Source organism: Roseivirga sp. 4D4, assembly GCF_001747095.1.
In the GTDB taxonomy this organism is placed as follows: domain Bacteria; phylum Bacteroidota; class Bacteroidia; order Cytophagales; family Cyclobacteriaceae; genus Roseivirga.
In genome coordinates, this window is the sequence record NZ_MDGP01000001.1 from 2,529,402 (window position 1) to 2,548,165 (window position 18,764).

15 protein-coding genes and 1 pseudogene are annotated in these 18,764 nt (G+C 41.3%); 7 read left to right on the forward strand and 9 right to left on the reverse strand.

Going from position 1 to position 18,764, the window contains the following annotated elements; genetic code table 11:
• Window positions 1-28: 28 nt before the first annotated feature.
• The 3 genes from BFP97_RS11170 to BFP97_RS11180 all read left to right on the forward strand — a co-directional run bounded on the left by BFP97_RS11170 (window position 29) and on the right by BFP97_RS11180 (window position 6,491).
• On the forward strand, window positions 29-1,000 hold the full coding sequence (locus BFP97_RS11170) for a TlpA family protein disulfide reductase (protein ID WP_069842500.1): 972 nt from the start codon (window positions 29-31) through the stop codon (window positions 998-1,000).
• Window positions 1,001-1,148: 148 nt separating this feature from the next.
• Entirely contained in the window at window positions 1,149-3,650 is a 2,502-nt protein-coding gene (locus BFP97_RS11175) for an ABC transporter permease (protein WP_083262515.1), read from the forward strand.
• A 339-nt stretch (window positions 3,651-3,989) separates the two neighbouring features.
• Complete coding sequence (locus BFP97_RS11180; RefSeq protein ID WP_083262516.1) at window positions 3,990-6,491, forward strand: ABC transporter permease; 2,502 nt, start codon at window positions 3,990-3,992, stop codon at window positions 6,489-6,491.
• A 4-nt stretch (window positions 6,492-6,495) separates the two neighbouring features.
• On the opposite strand, the gene BFP97_RS11185 is transcribed toward BFP97_RS11180, so the two are convergent.
• From BFP97_RS11185 to BFP97_RS11210, 7 genes and pseudogenes are all read right to left on the reverse strand, one after another.
• Window positions 6,496-7,371, reverse strand: a complete 876-nt coding sequence (locus tag BFP97_RS11185; RefSeq protein ID WP_069842503.1) for a lysophospholipid acyltransferase family protein — start codon at window positions 7,369-7,371, stop codon at window positions 6,496-6,498.
• A 111-nt stretch (window positions 7,372-7,482) separates the two neighbouring features.
• Window positions 7,483-7,842, reverse strand: a complete 360-nt coding sequence (locus tag BFP97_RS11190) for a hypothetical protein (RefSeq protein WP_069842504.1) — start codon at window positions 7,840-7,842, stop codon at window positions 7,483-7,485.
• Between the two features lie 92 nt (window positions 7,843-7,934).
• Window positions 7,935-8,765, reverse strand: coding sequence for an alpha/beta hydrolase (locus BFP97_RS11195; RefSeq protein ID WP_069844282.1), 831 nt, complete (start codon window positions 8,763-8,765; stop codon window positions 7,935-7,937).
• Between the two features lie 63 nt (window positions 8,766-8,828).
• The gene (locus BFP97_RS11200; protein WP_069842505.1) at window positions 8,829-9,659 is read right to left on the reverse strand and encodes a hypothetical protein; all 831 of its coding nucleotides are present in this window, start codon (window positions 9,657-9,659) and stop codon (window positions 8,829-8,831) included.
• Between the two features lie 23 nt (window positions 9,660-9,682).
• Window positions 9,683-12,142, reverse strand: coding sequence for an ABC transporter permease (locus BFP97_RS11205; protein WP_170827453.1), 2,460 nt, complete (start codon window positions 12,140-12,142; stop codon window positions 9,683-9,685).
• A 3-nt stretch (window positions 12,143-12,145) separates the two neighbouring features.
• Window positions 12,146-12,343, reverse strand: a pseudogene (locus tag BFP97_RS20930) (permease prefix domain 2-containing transporter); the annotation flags it as partial.
• A gap of 12 nt (window positions 12,344-12,355) precedes the next feature.
• On the reverse strand, window positions 12,356-12,664 hold the full coding sequence (locus BFP97_RS11210; RefSeq protein ID WP_069842507.1) for a PadR family transcriptional regulator: 309 nt from the start codon (window positions 12,662-12,664) through the stop codon (window positions 12,356-12,358).
• 198 nt (window positions 12,665-12,862) lie between these two features.
• Between BFP97_RS11210 and BFP97_RS11215 the strand changes: the two genes are divergently transcribed.
• The 3 genes from BFP97_RS11215 to BFP97_RS11225 all read left to right on the forward strand — a co-directional run bounded on the left by BFP97_RS11215 (window position 12,863) and on the right by BFP97_RS11225 (window position 15,109).
• Window positions 12,863-13,258 (forward strand): hypothetical protein, encoded by a 396-nt coding sequence (locus tag BFP97_RS11215; protein ID WP_069842508.1) that lies wholly within the window; start codon window positions 12,863-12,865, stop codon window positions 13,256-13,258.
• A 61-nt stretch (window positions 13,259-13,319) separates the two neighbouring features.
• Entirely contained in the window at window positions 13,320-14,357 is a 1,038-nt protein-coding gene (locus BFP97_RS11220; RefSeq protein WP_069842509.1) for a sensor histidine kinase, read from the forward strand.
• Window positions 14,357-15,109: a LytR/AlgR family response regulator transcription factor gene (locus tag BFP97_RS11225; protein ID WP_069842510.1), complete on the forward strand. Its 753-nt coding sequence runs from the start codon at window positions 14,357-14,359 to the stop codon at window positions 15,107-15,109. Before BFP97_RS11220 ends, BFP97_RS11225 begins: the two co-directional genes overlap by 1 nt.
• A gap of 1 nt (window position 15,110) precedes the next feature.
• Here the strand turns inward: BFP97_RS11225 and BFP97_RS11230 are convergent, their stop codons facing one another.
• Both BFP97_RS11230 and BFP97_RS11235 read right to left on the reverse strand, forming a co-directional pair.
• Window positions 15,111-16,124, reverse strand: coding sequence for a hypothetical protein (locus BFP97_RS11230; protein WP_139135276.1), 1,014 nt, complete (start codon window positions 16,122-16,124; stop codon window positions 15,111-15,113).
• Between the two features lie 76 nt (window positions 16,125-16,200).
• The gene (locus BFP97_RS11235; protein WP_069842512.1) at window positions 16,201-16,449 is read right to left on the reverse strand and encodes a hypothetical protein; all 249 of its coding nucleotides are present in this window, start codon (window positions 16,447-16,449) and stop codon (window positions 16,201-16,203) included.
• Between the two features lie 96 nt (window positions 16,450-16,545).
• Here BFP97_RS11235 and BFP97_RS11240 point away from each other — a divergent pair, with 96 nt between their 5' ends.
• The gene (locus BFP97_RS11240) at window positions 16,546-18,747 is read left to right on the forward strand and encodes a helix-turn-helix domain-containing protein (protein WP_069842513.1); all 2,202 of its coding nucleotides are present in this window, start codon (window positions 16,546-16,548) and stop codon (window positions 18,745-18,747) included.
• The last annotated feature ends 17 nt before the right edge of the window (window positions 18,748-18,764 follow it).

Here is an 18,764-nt window from a genome sequence, read left to right on the forward strand (position 1 = left end):
CAGTTTGTATCAGTAAATAATTACCCACATGAAGTACTTGATCGGCATAACCCTCATTCTATCTTGTTTTGCAAGTCTGGCTCAGGAAAAAACCCTCGTAACTATTCGCCAAGAAGGTTTTGGGAACAAACATGGGTTGAAATTGATTTTCGGCAATCAACTCACCGAATCTAACGATAAAGGTGATATCCTTTTTAGTAAGGAAATGGAGATTACTGAGCCCACCTATGGCATGATCCTGAATAAACAGAATAGGTATTCTGGGTTTTGGCTTGAACCTGGTAAAGGAGAAGTAATTATTAAGAAGAAAGGCTTTCCACAAAACACTATTGTTAAGGGTTCTAAAAGTCATCAGGTATATCAAAGCCTGAAGTTTGCTGAAGATAATGATGCTTTTATTAAGGCCTTTATGAGTCATAAAGACAATAGCATTGCGATCGGTGTGCTGAACTCAACCTTCAAATTTCAAGATTTCGCCAAGGAAGAGTTACAAAGCATGTATGACGCGGTTAGTCCTGACAAGCAAGAAGGACTGTCTTATGTAAGAGCCCACCTTAACACTTTTGGACTTGATAAGGTGAAAGTAGGTGCTCAGGTTCTAGACTTTGAGGGTACGGATCAAAACGGCAATACTTTTAAGACTCAAGACTACAGAGGGAAGTATCTACTGCTCGACTTTGCCTCAACAGGCTGTGGCCCCTGCTGGACAGGCTATCCTGGTATGATAGAGGAAACTAAGAAGTATGAAAACCTACAAGTACTCACTTACAATGAAGACGAAGAAATAGAAGCTTGGAATCAAATTGCTGCAAGAAGGGACATCGAATTACCTTGGCCAGTGCTTTGGAAGGGTAATGATAAACTTGAAGTATTCGAACGTTATAATGTAGAAGGATGGCCCCTTCATTTTCTGATCTCCCCTGAAGGAAAAGTGATCGACTCTTGGTATGGCTCAGGATCGAAACAAATTACAAAGACATTGGAGAAGCATCTAAAATAGACGCCCGCTAGCGAACAATACCGTTCTCTTTAGGACAGCTGAGAACGCCTATAATGAATCAAAACATCGATTAAATATATTAATCGATGTTTTTTAGTTGGCACCCTATTTGGCTTGGTTGAACCAAAAAATCCTAAATTGATCTGCCATGCTATCTAATATGTTAACCATTGCCTGGAGAAATGCCATCCGTCATAAGCAATTCACTTTACTTAATATCCTCGGTCTATCCATTGGTATAACCGCTTCCCTCCTTATTGGGTTGTATGTGCTAAATGAATTGTCTTACGACAATTTTCATGAAAAGGCAGATCGCATATACCGTATCAACCAATCGAGGGTCTGGGGCGATTGGAATGAAGAGTTTGGTTCAACCGGTCCGAATCTAGCCGTAGCACTAAGGTCTGATGTACCTGAATTCGAAGAAGTAACAAGAATTCAATCACCTGGGAGACAATTAGTATCCTACCAGCCAGATGGGGGAAATGTTGTCTCTTTTCGAGAGCGTAAAATTTTCATTGCTGAAGAAAACTTCTTCAATGTCTTCACTTTCCCACTTTTAAAGGGCAATCCTGATCAGGCGCTATCCAATCCACTAAGTGTAGTGATCACAGAAGAAATGGCATCCAAGTATTTCGGTGATGAAGAGCCCATCGGTAAAACATTAAAAATCGATGAAGAAAGAGGAGAGTCGAGAGCCTTCATCGTCACCGCGGTTATCGAAAATGTGCCCACCAATTCACATATCCAGTTCGATATGCTCACCTCCATGAGCAGCTACCCAAAAATTAAGAGACGAGAATTCCAGTGGATGTGGACACAATTTGGCACCTATGGACTTGTACGTTCAGGCAGCAATATCAAGGCATTAGAAGCTAAAATTCAAGCAATTCCACCGAAATGGGCCGGTGTACGTGCACTAGGAAAAACCTTCGATGAGTTTGTTGAGGGCAAAGAATGGAAACTATTCATGCAACCCATCAGAGATGTTTATATAAATTCCTCTTCGAGTGGCAATAGATTTGGCCCATCTGGTAGCTATGTCTATGATCAAATTTTCGGGGCTGTGGGGCTACTCATTCTGTTACTCTCAAGCATCAATTTTATGAATTTGTCAACCGCTCGCTCGGCAAATCGTGCTAAGGAAGTCGGCATCCGAAAGACATTCGGATCTCCAAAAAAGGCGCTTATCAGACAGTTCATGTTTGAGTCCGTCATGTTTGTGCTCGTGAGTACTATCATAGCCATAGTGGCAACAGAGTTCTCACTAGGTGCCTTTAACACGCTCGCCAATACCCATCTTTCGCTACACTCCAAATTAGTGGACCCATCATTCATAGCGCTTTTAGGAGGGTTCATACTGCTCCTAGGTATAGCTACCGGAAGTTATCCTGCTTTTTATCTCTCCTCCTTTAACCCTATCGAAGTGCTCAAAGGAAAATTAAGTACTGGCTTTAAAGGGAAAACTGTAAGAAATGGACTAGTAGTCTTTCAATTTACAATAACGATTGCTTTAATCATTTGTGCCCTATTTGTGCATAAGCAATTGGACTATGCATCTAAGGAAAACTTGGGCTTTGATACCGATAACATACTGCAAATCCATAACATAGAGTTGCTAAACGATAATAATAAGGAAACCTTCCAAACCTTATTGAAGTCGAATACTGCCTTTGAAGCAATAGGCCTCTCAGACGCTGTTCCTCCCAATATATGGGGAGAAGATAACTATAAACCGGCTGATGATATGGAAAACAAAGGCATAAACCTCAGTAGGCTTAGGACTACTGAAGAGTATTTGAACATGCTGGATTTAGATTTTATAATTGGCCGCAGTTTTGACAAAACGCTAGAAACCGACAAATACAAAGTCATTCTAAATGAGACCGCTGTAAGAGATTTAGGCTGGGGCATTAAGGAAAACTATACTGAAGATTCACCCATTGGAAAACAGATTGATTTCGTAGATAGTGGTCAAACGCCTCCTTTCGAAGTAATTGGTGTTGTGAAAGATTTCAATTTTAACTCTGTGAAGTATGAAATTAGCCCACTATTAATTGTTCATGAAGACAATGATCGCATGTGGGAAAGTGGGCGTGATTTTATTTCCATCAGATTAAATAAGGACTTTGTTCAAAAGTCATCAGATCTTTCGGCTCTACTAAAGGATGTTGAAAGCAAATTATCGGATGTGAATCCAGGAGTACCTTTCGAATACTCTCTGATGGATCAGAACTTTGAAGCCCAATTCAGAACCGAACAACAAATGGGTCAAGTACTGAATGTCTTTACTGCTATGGCATTGAGTATCGCTTGTCTTGGTTTGTTTGGTTTAGCTGCTTTCTCTGCAGAACAAAGAAAAAAGGAGCTAGGTGTTAGAAAAGTGCTTGGTGCATCAGTCTATAGACTCATGTATACTTTCACATCTGAGTTCACTGTTTTGGTTCTAATTGCACTATTGATCGCGAGTCCTCTTGCCTATTGGTTTGTAAAAGACTGGCTAACTAATTTTGCTTACACAACTCCAATCACACCACTCGTATTTATTGGAGCTGCTATTGGATCACTTGGTTTAGCGTGGATTACGATAAGTTTTCAATCTCTGAGAGCCGCCAACAGAAACCCTGTAGAGGTTTTAAGGGATGAGTAACTACTAGACAAGGAATTCATTAACAAGAAGTATAATGCCCGTCATTCTGAACCCGCCTGCGCATGGCAAAGGCAGGTTTTAGAATCTCAAGATTGGAATTAGTGAAGATGTACAAACCCTGAAATACCCCGAAGTTTCGGGACAGGGTGATGTAAACCTGTCATTTGAGACGAACCTACTTTTTATTTAACCGACCGTCAGCGAACACTAGCGTTCTTCAAAGGACGGCCAACTTAATCACGCAATGTCAAAACCTTCGAATAGACACTAGAATAAGGCATTCCTAGTTGGCACTCTATTTGGCTACTACGAATCATTAATTCATTAAATTGATATCTCATGCTCACTAACATGTTCACAATCGCCTGGAGAAATGCCATCCGTCACAAGCAATTCAGCTTGCTCAATATCCTAGGGCTTTCTATTGGGATTACAGCATCATTGCTCATTGGTCTTTACGTCATGAATCAGATGTCATATGACAACTTTCATGCAAAAGGGGATCGGATCTACCGGATCAATCAGCCAATGATTTGGGGAGATTGGGCAGATGAGTTCGCATCTACCGGACCTAACGTAGCAGTCGCATTGAGGGCCGATGTTCCAGAGTTCGAAGAGGTGACACGCTTACACACTCCAGGAAGACATGTAGTTAGCTTTCAACAAGATGGTAGTACACCAAGATCATTTGGAGAGAATAATCTTTTTGTAGCAGAAGGAAACTTCTTTAACATATTCACTTACCCTCTTCTAAAAGGAGATCCTAATACCGCTCTAGTTGAACCATACAGTATTGTGATCACGGAAGAAATGGCTAACAAGTACTTCGGAGAGGAAGAGGCGCTTGGAAAGACATTAAAAGTAGAACAAGGGGGAGCATCAAATGCCTTTAAAGTAACTGGCGTGGCACAAAACGTACCAACAAATTCGCATATCGAGTTTGATATGTTGACTTCCATGAGCTCGTATCAAAACATCAAAAATAGAGAGCAACAGTGGATTTGGACCACCTTTGTTACTTACGGACTGGTACAGCCAGGCACAGATATCGATAAGCTCGAAGCCAAAATTCAACAAGTACCACCCAAATGGGCAGAAGTAGAAACACAACGTGTTTTTGGACAGAGTTTCGAAGACTATGTTCAGGGTAAAAAGTGGACTTTGTTCATGCAACCTATAAAGGATGCTTATATCCACTCCCCTTCCAGTGGCAATCGCATTGGGCCATTTGGCAACTATGTTTATGTCCAAATTTTCAGCGCTGTTGGCCTATTAATATTATTACTATCCAGTATCAATTTCATGAACTTATCCACGGCTAGGTCAGCGAACAGAGCCAAGGAAGTAGGTATTCGTAAGACCCTAGGCTCCCCTAAACAAGTGCTCGTCAGACAGTTTATATTTGAGTCGATACTATTTGTATTGGTGAGCACAGTCATTGCCTTAGTAGCGACAGAGGTTTCAATCAATACATTCAACACACTCGCCAATACGGATCTATCACTCTATCAGAAATTATCGGAGCCAGTATTTATAGTTAGCCTAATAGGCTTCGTCATCCTTCTTGGTTTTGCTGCGGGAAGCTACCCAGCCTTCTACCTATCATCCTTCAATCCCATTGAAGTATTAAAGGGGAAATTGAGCGCTGGTTTTAAAGGTAAAAAGGTAAGGAACGGACTCGTTATTTTTCAGTTCACTATCTCGATCGCGTTGATCATTAGCACCATGTTTGTTCAAAAACAATTGGACTTTGCATCAAATGCAGATCTGGGGTTTGACAACGACAATGTGATTCAACTCCATAATATGGAGTTGCTAAACGACAGCAATAAAGAGACTTTCCAGACCCTCTTAAAGTCTAATGCCGCATTTGACGAAGTAGGACTTTCGGATAAGATCCCACCCAACATCTGGAATGAAGATAAGTATAAGGCCTTTGGGCCTGACAATGACATTGTAACCCTCAATCGATTGAGGGCTGATCAAGGGTACCTAAATCTTCTTGATTTGGAGCTTTTAGAAGGACGTATTTTCGATGAAACAAGAGGTACAGATAAGTATAAAATTATCTTGAACGAAGCTGCTGTTAGAGAATTGGGATGGGGAACAGCCAAAGACTACGCTACAAATTCTCCAATCGGAAAGCATGTAACTTACCCCAATAGTGAGGCAGCGCTGTTCGAAGTAATCGGTGTAGTTAAAGACTTCAATTACAATAGTGTACGGTATGAAATAAGTCCATTAATGATCATTCACGAAGACAATGATCAAATGTTTGAAGGGGGCACTGATTTCATTTCGATCAGAGTCAACAAAAATCAAGTTCAAAGCACATTTGATCTGGCGAATGTCTTGAAAGATGTTGAATCAAAACTTTCAGAGGTCAACTCGGGGATACCGTTTGAATATTCCTTAATGGATCAAGACTTTGAGAGCTACTTCAGGAGCGAACAACAAATGAGTCAGGTGCTGAATGTCTTTACTGTTATGGCCTTGAGCATCGCCTGCCTTGGTTTATTTGGTTTAGCTGCCTTTTCCGCAGAGCAACGAAAAAAAGAGCTAGGAGTAAGAAAAGTATTGGGTGCCTCAGTGTATAAACTGATGTATCTGTTTACCGCAGAATTCACCGTGCTAATATTTGTATCCCTTGTGATAGCAAGTCCACTAGCCTACCTCTTTGTAGATAACTGGCTGGGTAATTTTGCTTACAAAACGCCCATTAGTCCTATGGTATTTATCGCTGCGGCCGTAGGCTCTATAGTGGTGGCTTGGTTGACGATCGGATTTCAGTCCCTGCGTGCAGCCAACCGAAACCCTGTAGAAGTATTGAGGGATGAATAAACCTCTATTTGGAAGAAGCTAGCACAGCTTCCTCCTCTTCTTTGGTATACTTCCATCGTCTGTGAGACCATAAGTAGTCTGAAGGATTCTTTTGAATAGTGACTTCTAATAAGTCCTTATACTTCTCAATAATACCAAGGGGCTCACCCTTAGCATAGGGAGGGGTGGCTAAATTCTTACAGGTCAGTTCATACTTTCCCAAGCCTGTACGCACTGCATCGACATAAAAAACAGCATATTGAGCCATTGAGGCAATCCTTTCAGCGCCTACATAAAAAGCAGTCTCTCGATTCAGGAAGTCTAGCCAAAGCTTTTCAGTACCGATTGAAGGCAACTGGTCTGCAATGATACCTACAAGCCTCGGCTGTTTTCTTCTCTTTATGATTTCTCTCACCGCAGCATCTTTGGGCACTGCTATACCACCATGACGGGTTCTCAACTGAAGCATTATCTTTTCGAACTTCTGATTCTGAACGGGTTTGTAGAGAAATTCCATCGGGTACTCCATTTGAGCACCAATCGAAAAGGCAGGCCACTCCCAATTCGCTGCGTGACCGGACATTAGAATCACCGGCACTCCTTTATCCAGAAATGCTCTGACCTCATTTAGATTAGTTATGGGAACTCGCTTAGCCCAATCCTCTTTTGTAAATCGATAGGCTTTGATAGATTCTACAAACACCTGAGAGAATTGCCTATAAAAACGCTTAGCAATCCTGCGTAAGTCATTTTCAGACTTTTCAGGAAATGCTTTAGACAGATTCTCTTGAACCACCGCTTTTCTATACTTGAGTACATGATAACCCAGAAAAGCAGTTGCTTCAGCAAAAGGATATAAGAACCAGAAGGGTAAGCGTGAAAGTATTCTGACCAGGTACATTATGTGAGTTTCTGCAAATGTATGGACAGAACGGTATAGTCAACATATTTGGTTCATAAACCCAAAAAAAAGGCACCCATTTGGGTACCTTCTTTACTAAGTTGACTTCAACTACGCATGGTAGAATCGCTCTGAAACGATCTTCCCATCCTCCCACTTATCAACAACTGTCTGCTCAACCTTTACATGTACTCCATCTTTTTGGACATACTCCATTACTCCTTCATAGAAGCTTACATTATCTTTTACTGCAGTGTTGAAGGCTTCATATCTGATAAACTCTCCCACGCCTGAAAGCACTTCTTTTTCCTGTGCAATTACATTTGCCTTGCCTGTTTTTGGTACTGCGTTTCCTTCGGTTAGTGAAACGTCATCTCCCAAGTATTTTTCTTGTGCTTCAATAAATTGACCCTGACTTAAAAGTGATAGTAGGTCGTTTAAATTCTCTTCGATATTCAATTGCTGTGACATGATCGTTATTATTTAAATATTTCAATGTTACAACATTGATTAATTCGAAATTAGTTCATCTTTGGAAAAATATATTTCTCAGTTCCTAAAAATCATTGTTTAAATAGCCAGAGGACAGCTTCTGCAAACTCTCCTCGCCAGAACTTTTCGTTGTGTTCGCCTTCAGGATTAATTTTCGAAGTGAGCCTATCACTTGCATGACCACGCTCGAGAATCTTTTGAACCATTCGCTGCATGGGCACTACCATATTCTCTCCCTCCTTTTCTCCCATAAGGAAATTCAACCTAATATTGGACGGTAAATCTGTGTTGTCCACTTGTTCGAAGGGACCAGTTCCCCACCAATAAGAAGGTGAGAAGATGCCTGCCTTACTAAAGACATCTGGATATTGATAAATGGCAAAGTGCGAGATCAATCCACCCAGAGAGCTACCCATGATCGCGGTATTCGATTGATCAGGTTTGGTTCTATAATTTCCATCTATATAAGGTTTTACAATATCAATTATAAAACTCATGTAAGCCTCGCCTTCGGCTTTCCCATATTGTGGATGATCCCAAGCTGTCAGTTCATGGATTCTATTTTCTCCGCCATTATCGATACCAACCACAATGAGATTGAAGCCGGACTTAATGCTAAGTGAATCGAGTGTCTCATCAATTCCCCATTCTCCGGCAAATGACGTGGAGTCTTCAAACAAATTTTGCCCATCATGCATATAAAGTACGGGGTAGGAATCATCACTTTCGGCATAACCCGGTGGAGTATAGACACGAATAGTTCTGGGTTCATCTTGCCCCGGTATTACACCTACGTCCTCGAGAATGGTCAACTTTCCATTACTCTCAACTGTTGATGCTTTATTGGTCGATTGACAAGAAAATAATATGGCGAATGCTCCAAAAATGAATAGGCTTTTCATAAATCCGATTTCATGGGAAGATAGGAATTCTTGAAATTTGAGGGCATCCATTCCTCAATAAAATCAATTACCAAAAGGAAGATTTAAGCTGGAAATCGGACATTGGAGAATATCATCACCATCGGTGAAATAGAAATACCCGGATTTCATCGAAAGACTAGCTCCCCAACCATAGGGAAGAATATCTATTCGAGCAGATTGCCATCCATTGTCATTCTTTCTGGCATGATAAAAGCCGCTTTTCATCTCTTCAGTGGTGTCTTCAAAATACTTCGAATAGATCATCCAACTTTCGTGCTTTGCAACCCAGGCATCAAAGGCCGTTGTGCCCTTAGTAGAAATATTATCTCCTTGCCATTGAGGTTCATTAAAACCGGGATTGAGGAACTGAGCGCGATAAATGCCTGAACCCTTTTCACCCTCAAAGTCATAGAAGTATAAACTTCCATCAGCAACCTCATGTGCATAACTGCCCTTTAACCCATATCGCTCGGTAAGATTGATTGTTTTCCAGATACCTGAATCCAATTCAGCTCTGTATAGGACAATTTGGTCTCCATCTTGATGAACAATCCGCTTTGAAAATAGAATGGTTCGGTCATCCTTACCGAAACTGATGGTATATAAAGAGTCACCAAATGAGGTGAGTTTTTGGACCTCATTTGTCTCAAGTGAAGCCCAGTAAGCATGTTTATAAATACTGGATGGCCAATCATCTGACTTCGAGCGTAAGAAAATCAATGCCTTGCCGTCATTCGAAATACTTGGAGAATCTTCAGCAAACCCAGTGTTGATAGAAGCATTCAAAGATTCACATGTTATCTGAGCAAACCCATGATGCAAGTTTATCCAACCAAAAAGCACGGCAATAAAGAGACTTCTTAAAAACAGCATAATATCCCAAGGAAAACCATTGTTTACTCTTGTTTCAAAGGCTCAACCAAATTCATTTTAGTTGTTCTGTAAGATTGTGATATTACACCCAATAACATGATCACCAAGCCTGCTATTCCAATGGCTACTAAAACCCAAAGCTGACTCTCAATGTGGAAAGCAAAATTACCCAACCATTGATTGATTACATATAAAGTGATCGGCAAGGCGGCAATCATTGCCAATAACCCAACCCAAAAGAATTCTTTAGACATCAGTCTTAGTACATGAAGCACATTAGCACCAAGCACTTTTCGAATTGCCACTTCGCGCTGTCTTAGTTTCGCGCTGTAATAAGTGAGGCCGATTAAGCCAGCAAGCGCTAAGACAATGGACAATATGCTCAAAATCTTTACAATCGCTGCCACTTTAAATTCCTCAGTGTAGAGGCTATCAAGACGTTCATCCAAAAATTGCGCAGCAAAAGGCTTATCCTTTTCTACATCATAGTAGGCATCTTCTATGAAGGCCATAGTTTCAAAAAGATCTTCTGTCTGCAATTTCACATTGACCTCATATACCCAAGGTATATCATTATAGACTTGAATGAGCAGAGGATTAAATGATTCCCTCTTGGTGAAATAGTGAAAGTCTTGAACAAAGCCATCAATCACCTCCGGATCACCAGCGGTCCCATCATCTTGAATCCACTCAGGTTCCTCAATCAGATTGGCACCCACCAAGTCTAACATTGGCTTTTGGGTCAATTTTTCATATTTACGTCCTGCCGCGCGATTTAGCAGAAAAACTTTATCCTTTCCCGCTTCAAGCTGTTTGAATGCTTCTGACTTTAAGCCAAACATCTTGGCAGAACTATAGTCCATGAAGATTTGATTAGCATCATCAAATACCTCATCTACGTCCTCGAACTTATAAGTAATCGTATTAAAGGGCATATTCCCTGGTGTTCCCCCACTGCCCACCTCAAGAACATTAGGGTTTTTTAATAATTGATCCTTTAAAAGTTTGAACTTCTCGGCACCTCGAATATCGAGCGTCAGAATACCATCCTTTTCAAAACCCAAGTCAGTCTCTGTAACATAATTGAGTTGAGCGTTTACATAAAATGCAAAGCCGGCCATGAGGACAAGCAAAAAGAACTGAAAGCCAAGCAAAGTCTTCCGCAAGTTCATCTTACCAGAACCCCGATTGACACTGTTGCTTAGCAGCTTTAATAATGGCTTGCTTGAGAGAAGTGCTGAAGGATAGAGCCCACTCAGTACTCCAATGGAAAAGCAAAAAGCCGATAACAAAAGAAATTCATCAAGCTTGAAGATATCGGCCCACTCCAAACCAACGGATAGAAGCTGATTAAAATATGGAAGGAGCGTATAGACGAGCAGTAGTGCCATCAAGAGTGCTACAAAGATGGAAATCACTGCCTCTGAAATAAACTGTGCAAAAACATCTTTCTTTCTCGCTCCGATCACCTTCCTAACACCTACCTCTTTAAAGCGATTAGCATTTATTGCCACAGCGAGGTTCACATAATTAGTGATGGTAATTATCAAAACGATCAAACCAATCGCAGCAAATAGATAGATGTATATAGGCTTTACATTCGCCTCAATTTCGTAGAGATGATCAGACCCAAGGTGAATATCTCTTAGTGGCTGAAGGTTCAGTCCTTTTTCAAGTGGGTCCGTTTCGGCCTCCGGATCATTAATATAACTGGCCCGAGTGATCTTTTCCGCTACTTGACTTAGGTTCTTTGTGTTGGGCTTCAACTTTGCATAAGTATAAGCACCCCAGCTATAAGGAATGCTATCGACCACCGCAATCATGTTGAAATCGAAATGGGCGTTCTCAGGAATGTGTTCCACAATCCCTCTCACCAAGAATGCCTTGTCGTCAATATAAACGGTGCTCCCAACTATTTCATCCGATAAGTCTCCAAAATACCGCTTGGCCGTCTTGTCCGACAGTACTACACCCTCAGCATTGGCCTGGGTCATTGTACCCATTATAAATTTCCACTGGAAGATTTCCTGAAGAGATGTAGCGGTATTGGTGTAAAGGATTGGCCCTCCTCTAAGCCTGCGATCGTTGGCCTCTACGAAAAATTCACGACCCATAATGTTACTGTTCGAGATGGCAAGCTGTCCAACAACTTCAACTTCGGGAACATCACGAAATGCATTGATGTGAGCAAGTTGATTAGCGCGAGATGTATTGTAGTAATTTGGAAAACCGAGGTTTGAATAGGTCTGTGACCTGTAGTTTCTTACAATACGATAGATACTATCTGAATCTGGCATGTATCGATCGGCCGTTAATTGATGTTGTAAATATTGAGCTGAGAATATCATAACTGCAAGGCCAACCGTAAGACCTATCAGATTAATCCCTGCTACCAACTTATGACGTCCGAAATTCCGAAGGGCTACTTTAAAATAATTGCCAAACTTTGGCACGAAATCTTGAGTTCTCTTGAGCTTTTGCATGAATTGAGGTTTTAAAAATTTAAGTACACTGATCAAGTACCACCAATTCGCACTCCGCTGACCCGAAGCTCTAAATGTTCGCTGATACCCTTCATATAAATCACCTGATATTGCTTCGACTAAGTCGTCATCACAAAACCACGTGAGTAGTTTTTCCAAAAATTTGGGTGGTTCGTTTTTGCTTGAAATATTCTTTTGCATATCGATGAAATACTAAAGGCCTTGTACCTGACTCCAGAGTTTCATTCTATTCTCCTTTAGCGATTGAATGATCGCCTTTCCGGAAGGAGTGGCTATACAAACCTTCTTTCTTCTGCCTCCTCGGGATTCCGTGGCACCATCCATTTTTGTTTCGATAAGTCCTTTCTTTTCCAATCGCATAAGCACGGTGTGGATCGCGCTGATCGATATCTGCTGACCGGTCTGCGCCATGTATTCGTCAGCAATGGCATAACCGTAGGGTTCGTCCATAATCATGACCAAAAGGAGAACGGTTTCTTCTAGATTACCAAGGTTCTTCATATCTATGAATCTTATTTCATCAACTTTTGTAGCATATAAAGGTTTATAAAAAATTCTATTATATCAACTTTTGTAGCATATAAGTTTTGAAACAACTCACACTTGCCTATTGACAAGAGAACAGCATTATCTAACAACTCGCCAAAAAATCATGCCCTACTGTAAACAGCGAGCGTCTAATAGTCAAAACCAACTATTATGAAAAAACTCATCACACTTCTATTTTTTGTCTTTCTGGGCACCAGCGCTTTTGCCCAAGACCTTTCAAAACCTCAAAAAGGAAATGCAATTCGACTAAAGGATTATACCATTACCCTAAAGCAAGGTGAAGAAACCACTTTTGACATGTGGGTAGTTAAAGCAAGAAAATATAAACTGAACCTTGGCGCAGCGACTGCCAAGGGCAAAGACGGAATTGATTTCTGGTTTAATAACAAATCATCTGACCCTATCACTTATGGCGTCAGAGTTAAGGTTGATGAAAACACCCCAGTAGGTAACCATATGTTTGTCCTCAAAGTAGATGGTAACGGGAGAAATGCTGTCAAGAGCACTACATTGATGGTCAAAGTGATATCGGCAGAAGAAGAATAATTCAAGTTCATCATTTAAAAGTCTGGTAGCTTCGGCTATCAGGCTTTTTGTATATTCAGGCATGTCGAAAAGCACGATTTACTTACTGAGATTAGGCATTGGGCTTTTCGTATTCCTTTTCTTCAAACTTTCTTCAGGGAATTACTCAGATTGGGAGGCCGTCACTTTTGTATCGATGACCTATACGGTTTTGGTAGTACTTATTGTCTTTGAAATCTTAGACTATACTGCCAAACATCTCATTAAACATTATAAAAACCGACTTACAGAGCACAAAACACTTTTCAAATTTTACTGGGGCAACTGCTTTGTAACAGCCCCTATTGTAGTCGCTGCATCCTATATCCACACTGAGTTACTTATACCCCAATTCCCTTGTTGTACCCATGACTGGGAGCCCGGCTTAACCACCACCATTGCCCAAGGATTAGTGTTGTCCTGGCTTATCATCATGGCCAAGACCTTTATGATCTATTTCGAATACAGCAGAATCTCAGAGAGAGAAAAGAGTTTATTACAGAAGGAACTTGCACAGTCAAAGTTCGAAAGCCTAAAGGATCAAATAAAGCCTCACTTTCTTTTCAATAGCTTCAGTGTACTGACCACCATTATTGAAGAAGATCCAAAGCTGGCAGTGAAATTTGTTGCGAAACTCTCGAAGATTTACCGTTATGTATTAGACACAAATGATCAGCTTGTCTCTCTTGATACAGAGTTGGAATACCTTGATCACTATATATTTCTTTTGAAGACGCGTCATAGCGAAAGTCTTATTGTCAAAACCAACCTGGACGGGATCGAATCAGGCTACCAAGTCCCCATTTTATCAATGCAGATGCTGATCGAGAATGCATTGAAACACAACTACTTCTCGAAAGAGAACCCTCTGGTTATTGAGGTTTTTAACCAAGATCAAGACTTTCTGGTAGTTCGTAACAACATAAATAAGCGATCGGCCTTAGAAAAGCCGACTAAAATTGGTCTTGACAACATTAATAACCGTTACCAAATGTTAGCAAACAAACAAATTGATGTTTCGCAAGAGGACGGATATTTCACTGTAAAGTTACCTTTGATTAAATCACAAGAGACGAGCTAATGAAGGTAGTAATCATAGAGGATGAAGCGCTTTCTGCCAAAAGGTTAGCCAAGCTCCTTGGGGAAGTTTTCCCACATATGGAAGTGCTCACCATGCTCGAATCTGTGAATGCTTCCATTGCCTGGTTTCATGAAAATGATTATCCAGATCTTATTTTCCTTGATATTCAATTGAATGATGGTACTGGCTTCGAAATTCTCAGGAAGTTGGATGGTTATCCCCACATTATTTTCACCACGGCTTACGAGCAATATGCCTTGGATGCCTTCAAATTCAACAGTATTGATTACCTACTGAAACCTATTGACAAAGAGGAATTGCTGACAGCCGTCAATAAATTAGAGCAAATTCACAAAAGCGAGGAGAGCAATTATCAAGACAAAATTGAGGCCCTAGGGAAACAATTGATGCCCACATTCAGGGAGCGCTTCCTAGTAAAAGTAGGGTTGCAATTTAAAAGCATACTAACCGATGAAATAGCCTACTTCTCTTATAAGGATGGTCTTAGCTATTTGCACACTAGCGATCAATGTTTACCGATCGACTACACACTGGATCAACTGATTGAAGAGCTAGACCCCAAAGCATTCTTCAGGATAAACCGGCAATATGTTATCAGCCTTAAATCAGTGAAAGAAATCCATTCCTATTTCAATAGCAGGCTTTTATTGACACTGTCACCAGCATCCGAGGAAGAGGTCATTGTTAGCAGAGAAAGGGTGCTCAATTTTAAGATTTGGGCAGGCATGTAGCCTAGTCCTTTTGATCTTCGGATGCCTCGGTACCTTGATCAGGAACAGGCATTTCAATAGTCTGTGCGAGGGTCTCATCAACCTTATCCAAAATACTTTGAGCCGCACCCTCTGCTATCAGTTGCTGTTTTAATTTCAAGAGGTTATTAGCTGTAGTGGACTTGATCAGGTGCTCGTTAGCCGCTGCCAGCGTCTCTAGCTCACTTTGTTTATTCGCTATTATCTCATCTACAGACCCTTTAAACAAAGACTCGATTGCATCGATGAGTCTATTCAGTATGCGGTAAACCAAGTTGGCCGAGAAACCTCCCAGAATTGCCAGAATAGGCTTGATTAAATAAGGCGCTGAGGTAAGCGGTGGAGCCTCATTAGAAGTAGCAGATTCAGTTGTTGCTGGTAATGTCTCAATAAAGACCACAAAGAGTTCGGACAATAAAACACCTGCTACCAAGCCCAAGACATACCTTGACCAATAAGTAGCGGCATACTTCATATCGAATGTACCTTGCTGGATATAACCGTTCATTTTGAAAAGCGCATAGAAAGAAGCACCAACACTAGCGGCCGCGAGCAAAAACATGAGCCGCTCGAACTGCGACCATCCCGAGCCCTGCAGCATGCTGTATTGCATGGTGTCATTATTGACTTGGGGAAAGAGGCTTATGGCAATTAAGGAAAACAATGAAATGATGGCCACCATCATGAACCACCTGACGATCGGCAAAGGCCCTAACTTCTTAAACTTTGACTTACTTTGACGATTTTTTTCAAAGAGGATGAGTGTTCCCGGTGTGGCAGGTTTCACCAAGTTCGACAGGTAGTTAAATACTATTAATAGTTCTTCCTGATTTACCTTATCGTAGTCTTTTTTGAGTGCCATCACGAGTTTGCCGTCTATGACCTTTCCCATTTTCATGGCATGGTCGAACATGACGCGGCACTGTTCGTAAAGAGATTGTTTAATTGAATTGAGGGCAAGGCCGGAATGGCTTGCGTTTCCCTGTGATCCTTTCATAATGCAGTAGTGTGTTATGTAAAGCTAAAGGATATTGCGAATAATGTAATATCCACTCGGCCCTTTATTGACTAACCTAGAAACCCCGCTCCCACTTACTGGCTTCTTGCTTACGTTTCATCTCACCAGAGTCGATCATTTCTTGAAGCCTGGAGTTACGTTCTGGAGCTTTACTGGTCAGGTGCCAGTGACCGCATTGGTCGCATTCGTATACATTTTGAGGACCCTCGTGAGGCAAGAATCCCTTGTAGATATGCTGATCGATCAGTGCCGTTTCGGCCAAATCTTGGGTGTAATACTGATATTTGCGGGTAGAGCAGGACATATTTGAGTACAATAGTATTGAGTACCGAATATCAACACAAGTTAGAAGACCATTTATTCAATTGAATCGCACATCTTTGAAATAGAATAATCCACTATGTCATTTGAGTTAAGCGAACTCGCTAAAGTTACAGCAGATTATATTAATACCACCGACAGACATATCTTCCTGACGGGAAAAGCGGGTACGGGAAAAACCACATTTCTCAAATACATAGTAGCCAACTCTCATAAGAAGACTGTAGTGGCGGCTCCAACTGGCATTGCAGCGATTAATGCTGAGGGCGTTACCCTCCACTCCTTATTACAATTGCCATTCGGAGCTTTTATCCCCGAGAGAATTCAACCTCCGAATGTAAATGCACAGATTACTACTCTCTTCAACCTCTTTTCTAATCTGCGCTTTAATGCTTCAAAGCGAAACCTCATCAATGAGATAGAGCTCTTAATCATTGATGAAGTCAGTATGTTGCGTGCTGATCTTTTGGACTGCATCGACCATATGCTTCGCTTTCTCAGGAAGAGGAAACATGAACCTTTTGGTGGACTTCAGATGCTGTTTATCGGTGATTTATTGCAGCTTCCTCCCGTTGTAAAGGACAATGAGTGGCAGGTTTTATCAAACTACTATGCCAGTAGCTATTTCTTTGAGGCACATGCCTTGAAAGATAACCCACCTATCAATGTCGAGCTAGACAAAGTCTATCGGCAAAGCGATGAGCGATTCATTAGTATTTTGAATCGATTCAGAGAAAATGAGCAGTCCTCCGAAGACATAGCCGCACTCAATCAGCACTATCGTGAAGATTACCAAAGCCTTTCTAGCCAAGGATATATCCACCTGACTACTCACAACCGAAAGGCCGATGAAATCAATACGACCCGTCTGGCTGAGTTGACGACTAAACCAAGAACCTACAATGCCAAAATTCAGGGGGAATACCCAGAAAATCTCCACGCCACAGCCGATCGCATGGAACTGAAAGAGGGCGCTCAGGTTATGTTTATCAAAAACGATCCCAGCGGTGAAGGCCAGTTTTTCAACGGCAAGATTGGCCATATTACCAAGCTAGAATCCGATGACATTCGCGTAGCCTTTGAAGATGGCAATGAAGTACAAGTACCCTTTTATACTTGGGAAAACAAGCGCTATACACTCAATAAAGAAACCAACGAGATTGACGAAAAAGTATTGGGTAGCTTCGAGCAGTACCCCCTCAAGCTTGCTTGGGCTGTAACGGTTCACAAAAGCCAGGGGCTTACTTTCGAAAAGGCTATTCTTGACCTTACCGATGCTTTTGCTCAGGGGCAGGTTTATGTGGCACTATCACGTTTGACTTCATTGGATGGACTCGTACTCTCGTCCAAAATTCCTGAATCAAACTTTGATGTGAGCGAGTCAATGAAGGCTTTTGCCCAATCCAAGGCCTCGGTTGATTCACTGTCAGACAACCTGGCTACTGATAGAAAGCAATACCTCCAAAAACTGATCACCAATACCTTCAATTTTGGAGGGGTCATTTATCAACTTCAAGCCCACGAAAAAAGCTTTGATAAGCAAGAAAATCGATCTGCCAAGCAGCAACACATTCATTGGACCAAAGCTCTCATCGAAGAAGTGCTGCCGATTAAATCCGTTGGCGAAAGCTTTGTAAAACAAGCACAGGGGATCGTAAGTCGCGAAGCTAATTATTTGGAACAATTGGCTGACCGAGTGAATAAAGCCACTGCATACTTTTCACCTATTTTACAAAAGGCTTCTAAGGATTTAAAAAGTCACGATGCTAACCTGAAAGAGAAAACAAAGCTAAAAACCTACCGGAAGGAATTGAAAGAGCTGGAGCAGGCCATCTTTAATAAAGTGTTGGCCATGCAAAAAGTCAACCTCTTAGTCAAGTCAATGGCAGAAGATAAGATTCTGACCAAAGAAGACCTCGAAGCGAATGACCTGCATAAGGCGCGTAAAATCGAACTCAAGGCGAAGAAAAAAGACAAAACCCCTACGGCCGAAATCTCCTTCAATCTGTTCAAGGAAGGAAAGACGATTGAAGAAATTGCCGAAGTAAGGAGCTTAGTACCAGCCACTATAGAAGGGCACCTCTCTCAATATGTCGAGACTGGAGATATCGATCCTTATGACATCGTTGAAAAGGAAAAGTTCAACAATATCCTTTCTCTAATCACCCCAGAAACCTCAGGCTCAGGAGAAATCAAAGCCCAATTAGGAGATGAATATTCTTGGGGAGAAGTGAAGATGGGAATAGTTTACTACCGTCTCAAAAATTCGATAAAAGAGTAATATAGTCCAAAATTCCC

Coding starts and splice junctions, on each gene's coding strand:
- BFP97_RS11185 (WP_069842503.1), bottom strand. CDS start 7,371: ATGTACCTGGTCAGAATACTTTCACGCTTACCCTTCTGGTTCTTATAT.
- BFP97_RS11230 (WP_139135276.1), bottom strand. CDS start 16,124: ATGAAAGGATCACAGGGAAACGCAAGCCATTCCGGCCTTGCCCTCAAT.
- BFP97_RS11195 (WP_069844282.1), bottom strand. CDS start 8,765: ATGAAAAGCCTATTCATTTTTGGAGCATTCGCCATATTATTTTCTTGT.
- BFP97_RS11180 (WP_083262516.1), top strand. CDS start 3,990: ATGCTCACTAACATGTTCACAATCGCCTGGAGAAATGCCATCCGTCAC.
- BFP97_RS11220 (WP_069842509.1), top strand. CDS start 13,320: ATGTCGAAAAGCACGATTTACTTACTGAGATTAGGCATTGGGCTTTTC.
- BFP97_RS11175 (WP_083262515.1), top strand. CDS start 1,149: ATGCTATCTAATATGTTAACCATTGCCTGGAGAAATGCCATCCGTCAT.
- BFP97_RS11240 (WP_069842513.1), top strand. CDS start 16,546: ATGTCATTTGAGTTAAGCGAACTCGCTAAAGTTACAGCAGATTATATT.
- BFP97_RS11200 (WP_069842505.1), bottom strand. CDS start 9,659: ATGCTGTTTTTAAGAAGTCTCTTTATTGCCGTGCTTTTTGGTTGGATA.
- BFP97_RS11215 (WP_069842508.1), top strand. CDS start 12,863: ATGAAAAAACTCATCACACTTCTATTTTTTGTCTTTCTGGGCACCAGC.
- BFP97_RS11225 (WP_069842510.1), top strand. CDS start 14,357: ATGAAGGTAGTAATCATAGAGGATGAAGCGCTTTCTGCCAAAAGGTTA.
- BFP97_RS11205 (WP_170827453.1), bottom strand. CDS start 12,142: ATGCAAAAGCTCAAGAGAACTCAAGATTTCGTGCCAAAGTTTGGCAAT.
- BFP97_RS11235 (WP_069842512.1), bottom strand. CDS start 16,449: ATGTCCTGCTCTACCCGCAAATATCAGTATTACACCCAAGATTTGGCC.
- BFP97_RS11170 (WP_069842500.1), top strand. CDS start 29: ATGAAGTACTTGATCGGCATAACCCTCATTCTATCTTGTTTTGCAAGT.
- BFP97_RS11210 (WP_069842507.1), bottom strand. CDS start 12,664: ATGAAGAACCTTGGTAATCTAGAAGAAACCGTTCTCCTTTTGGTCATG.
- BFP97_RS11190 (WP_069842504.1), bottom strand. CDS start 7,842: ATGTCACAGCAATTGAATATCGAAGAGAATTTAAACGACCTACTATCA.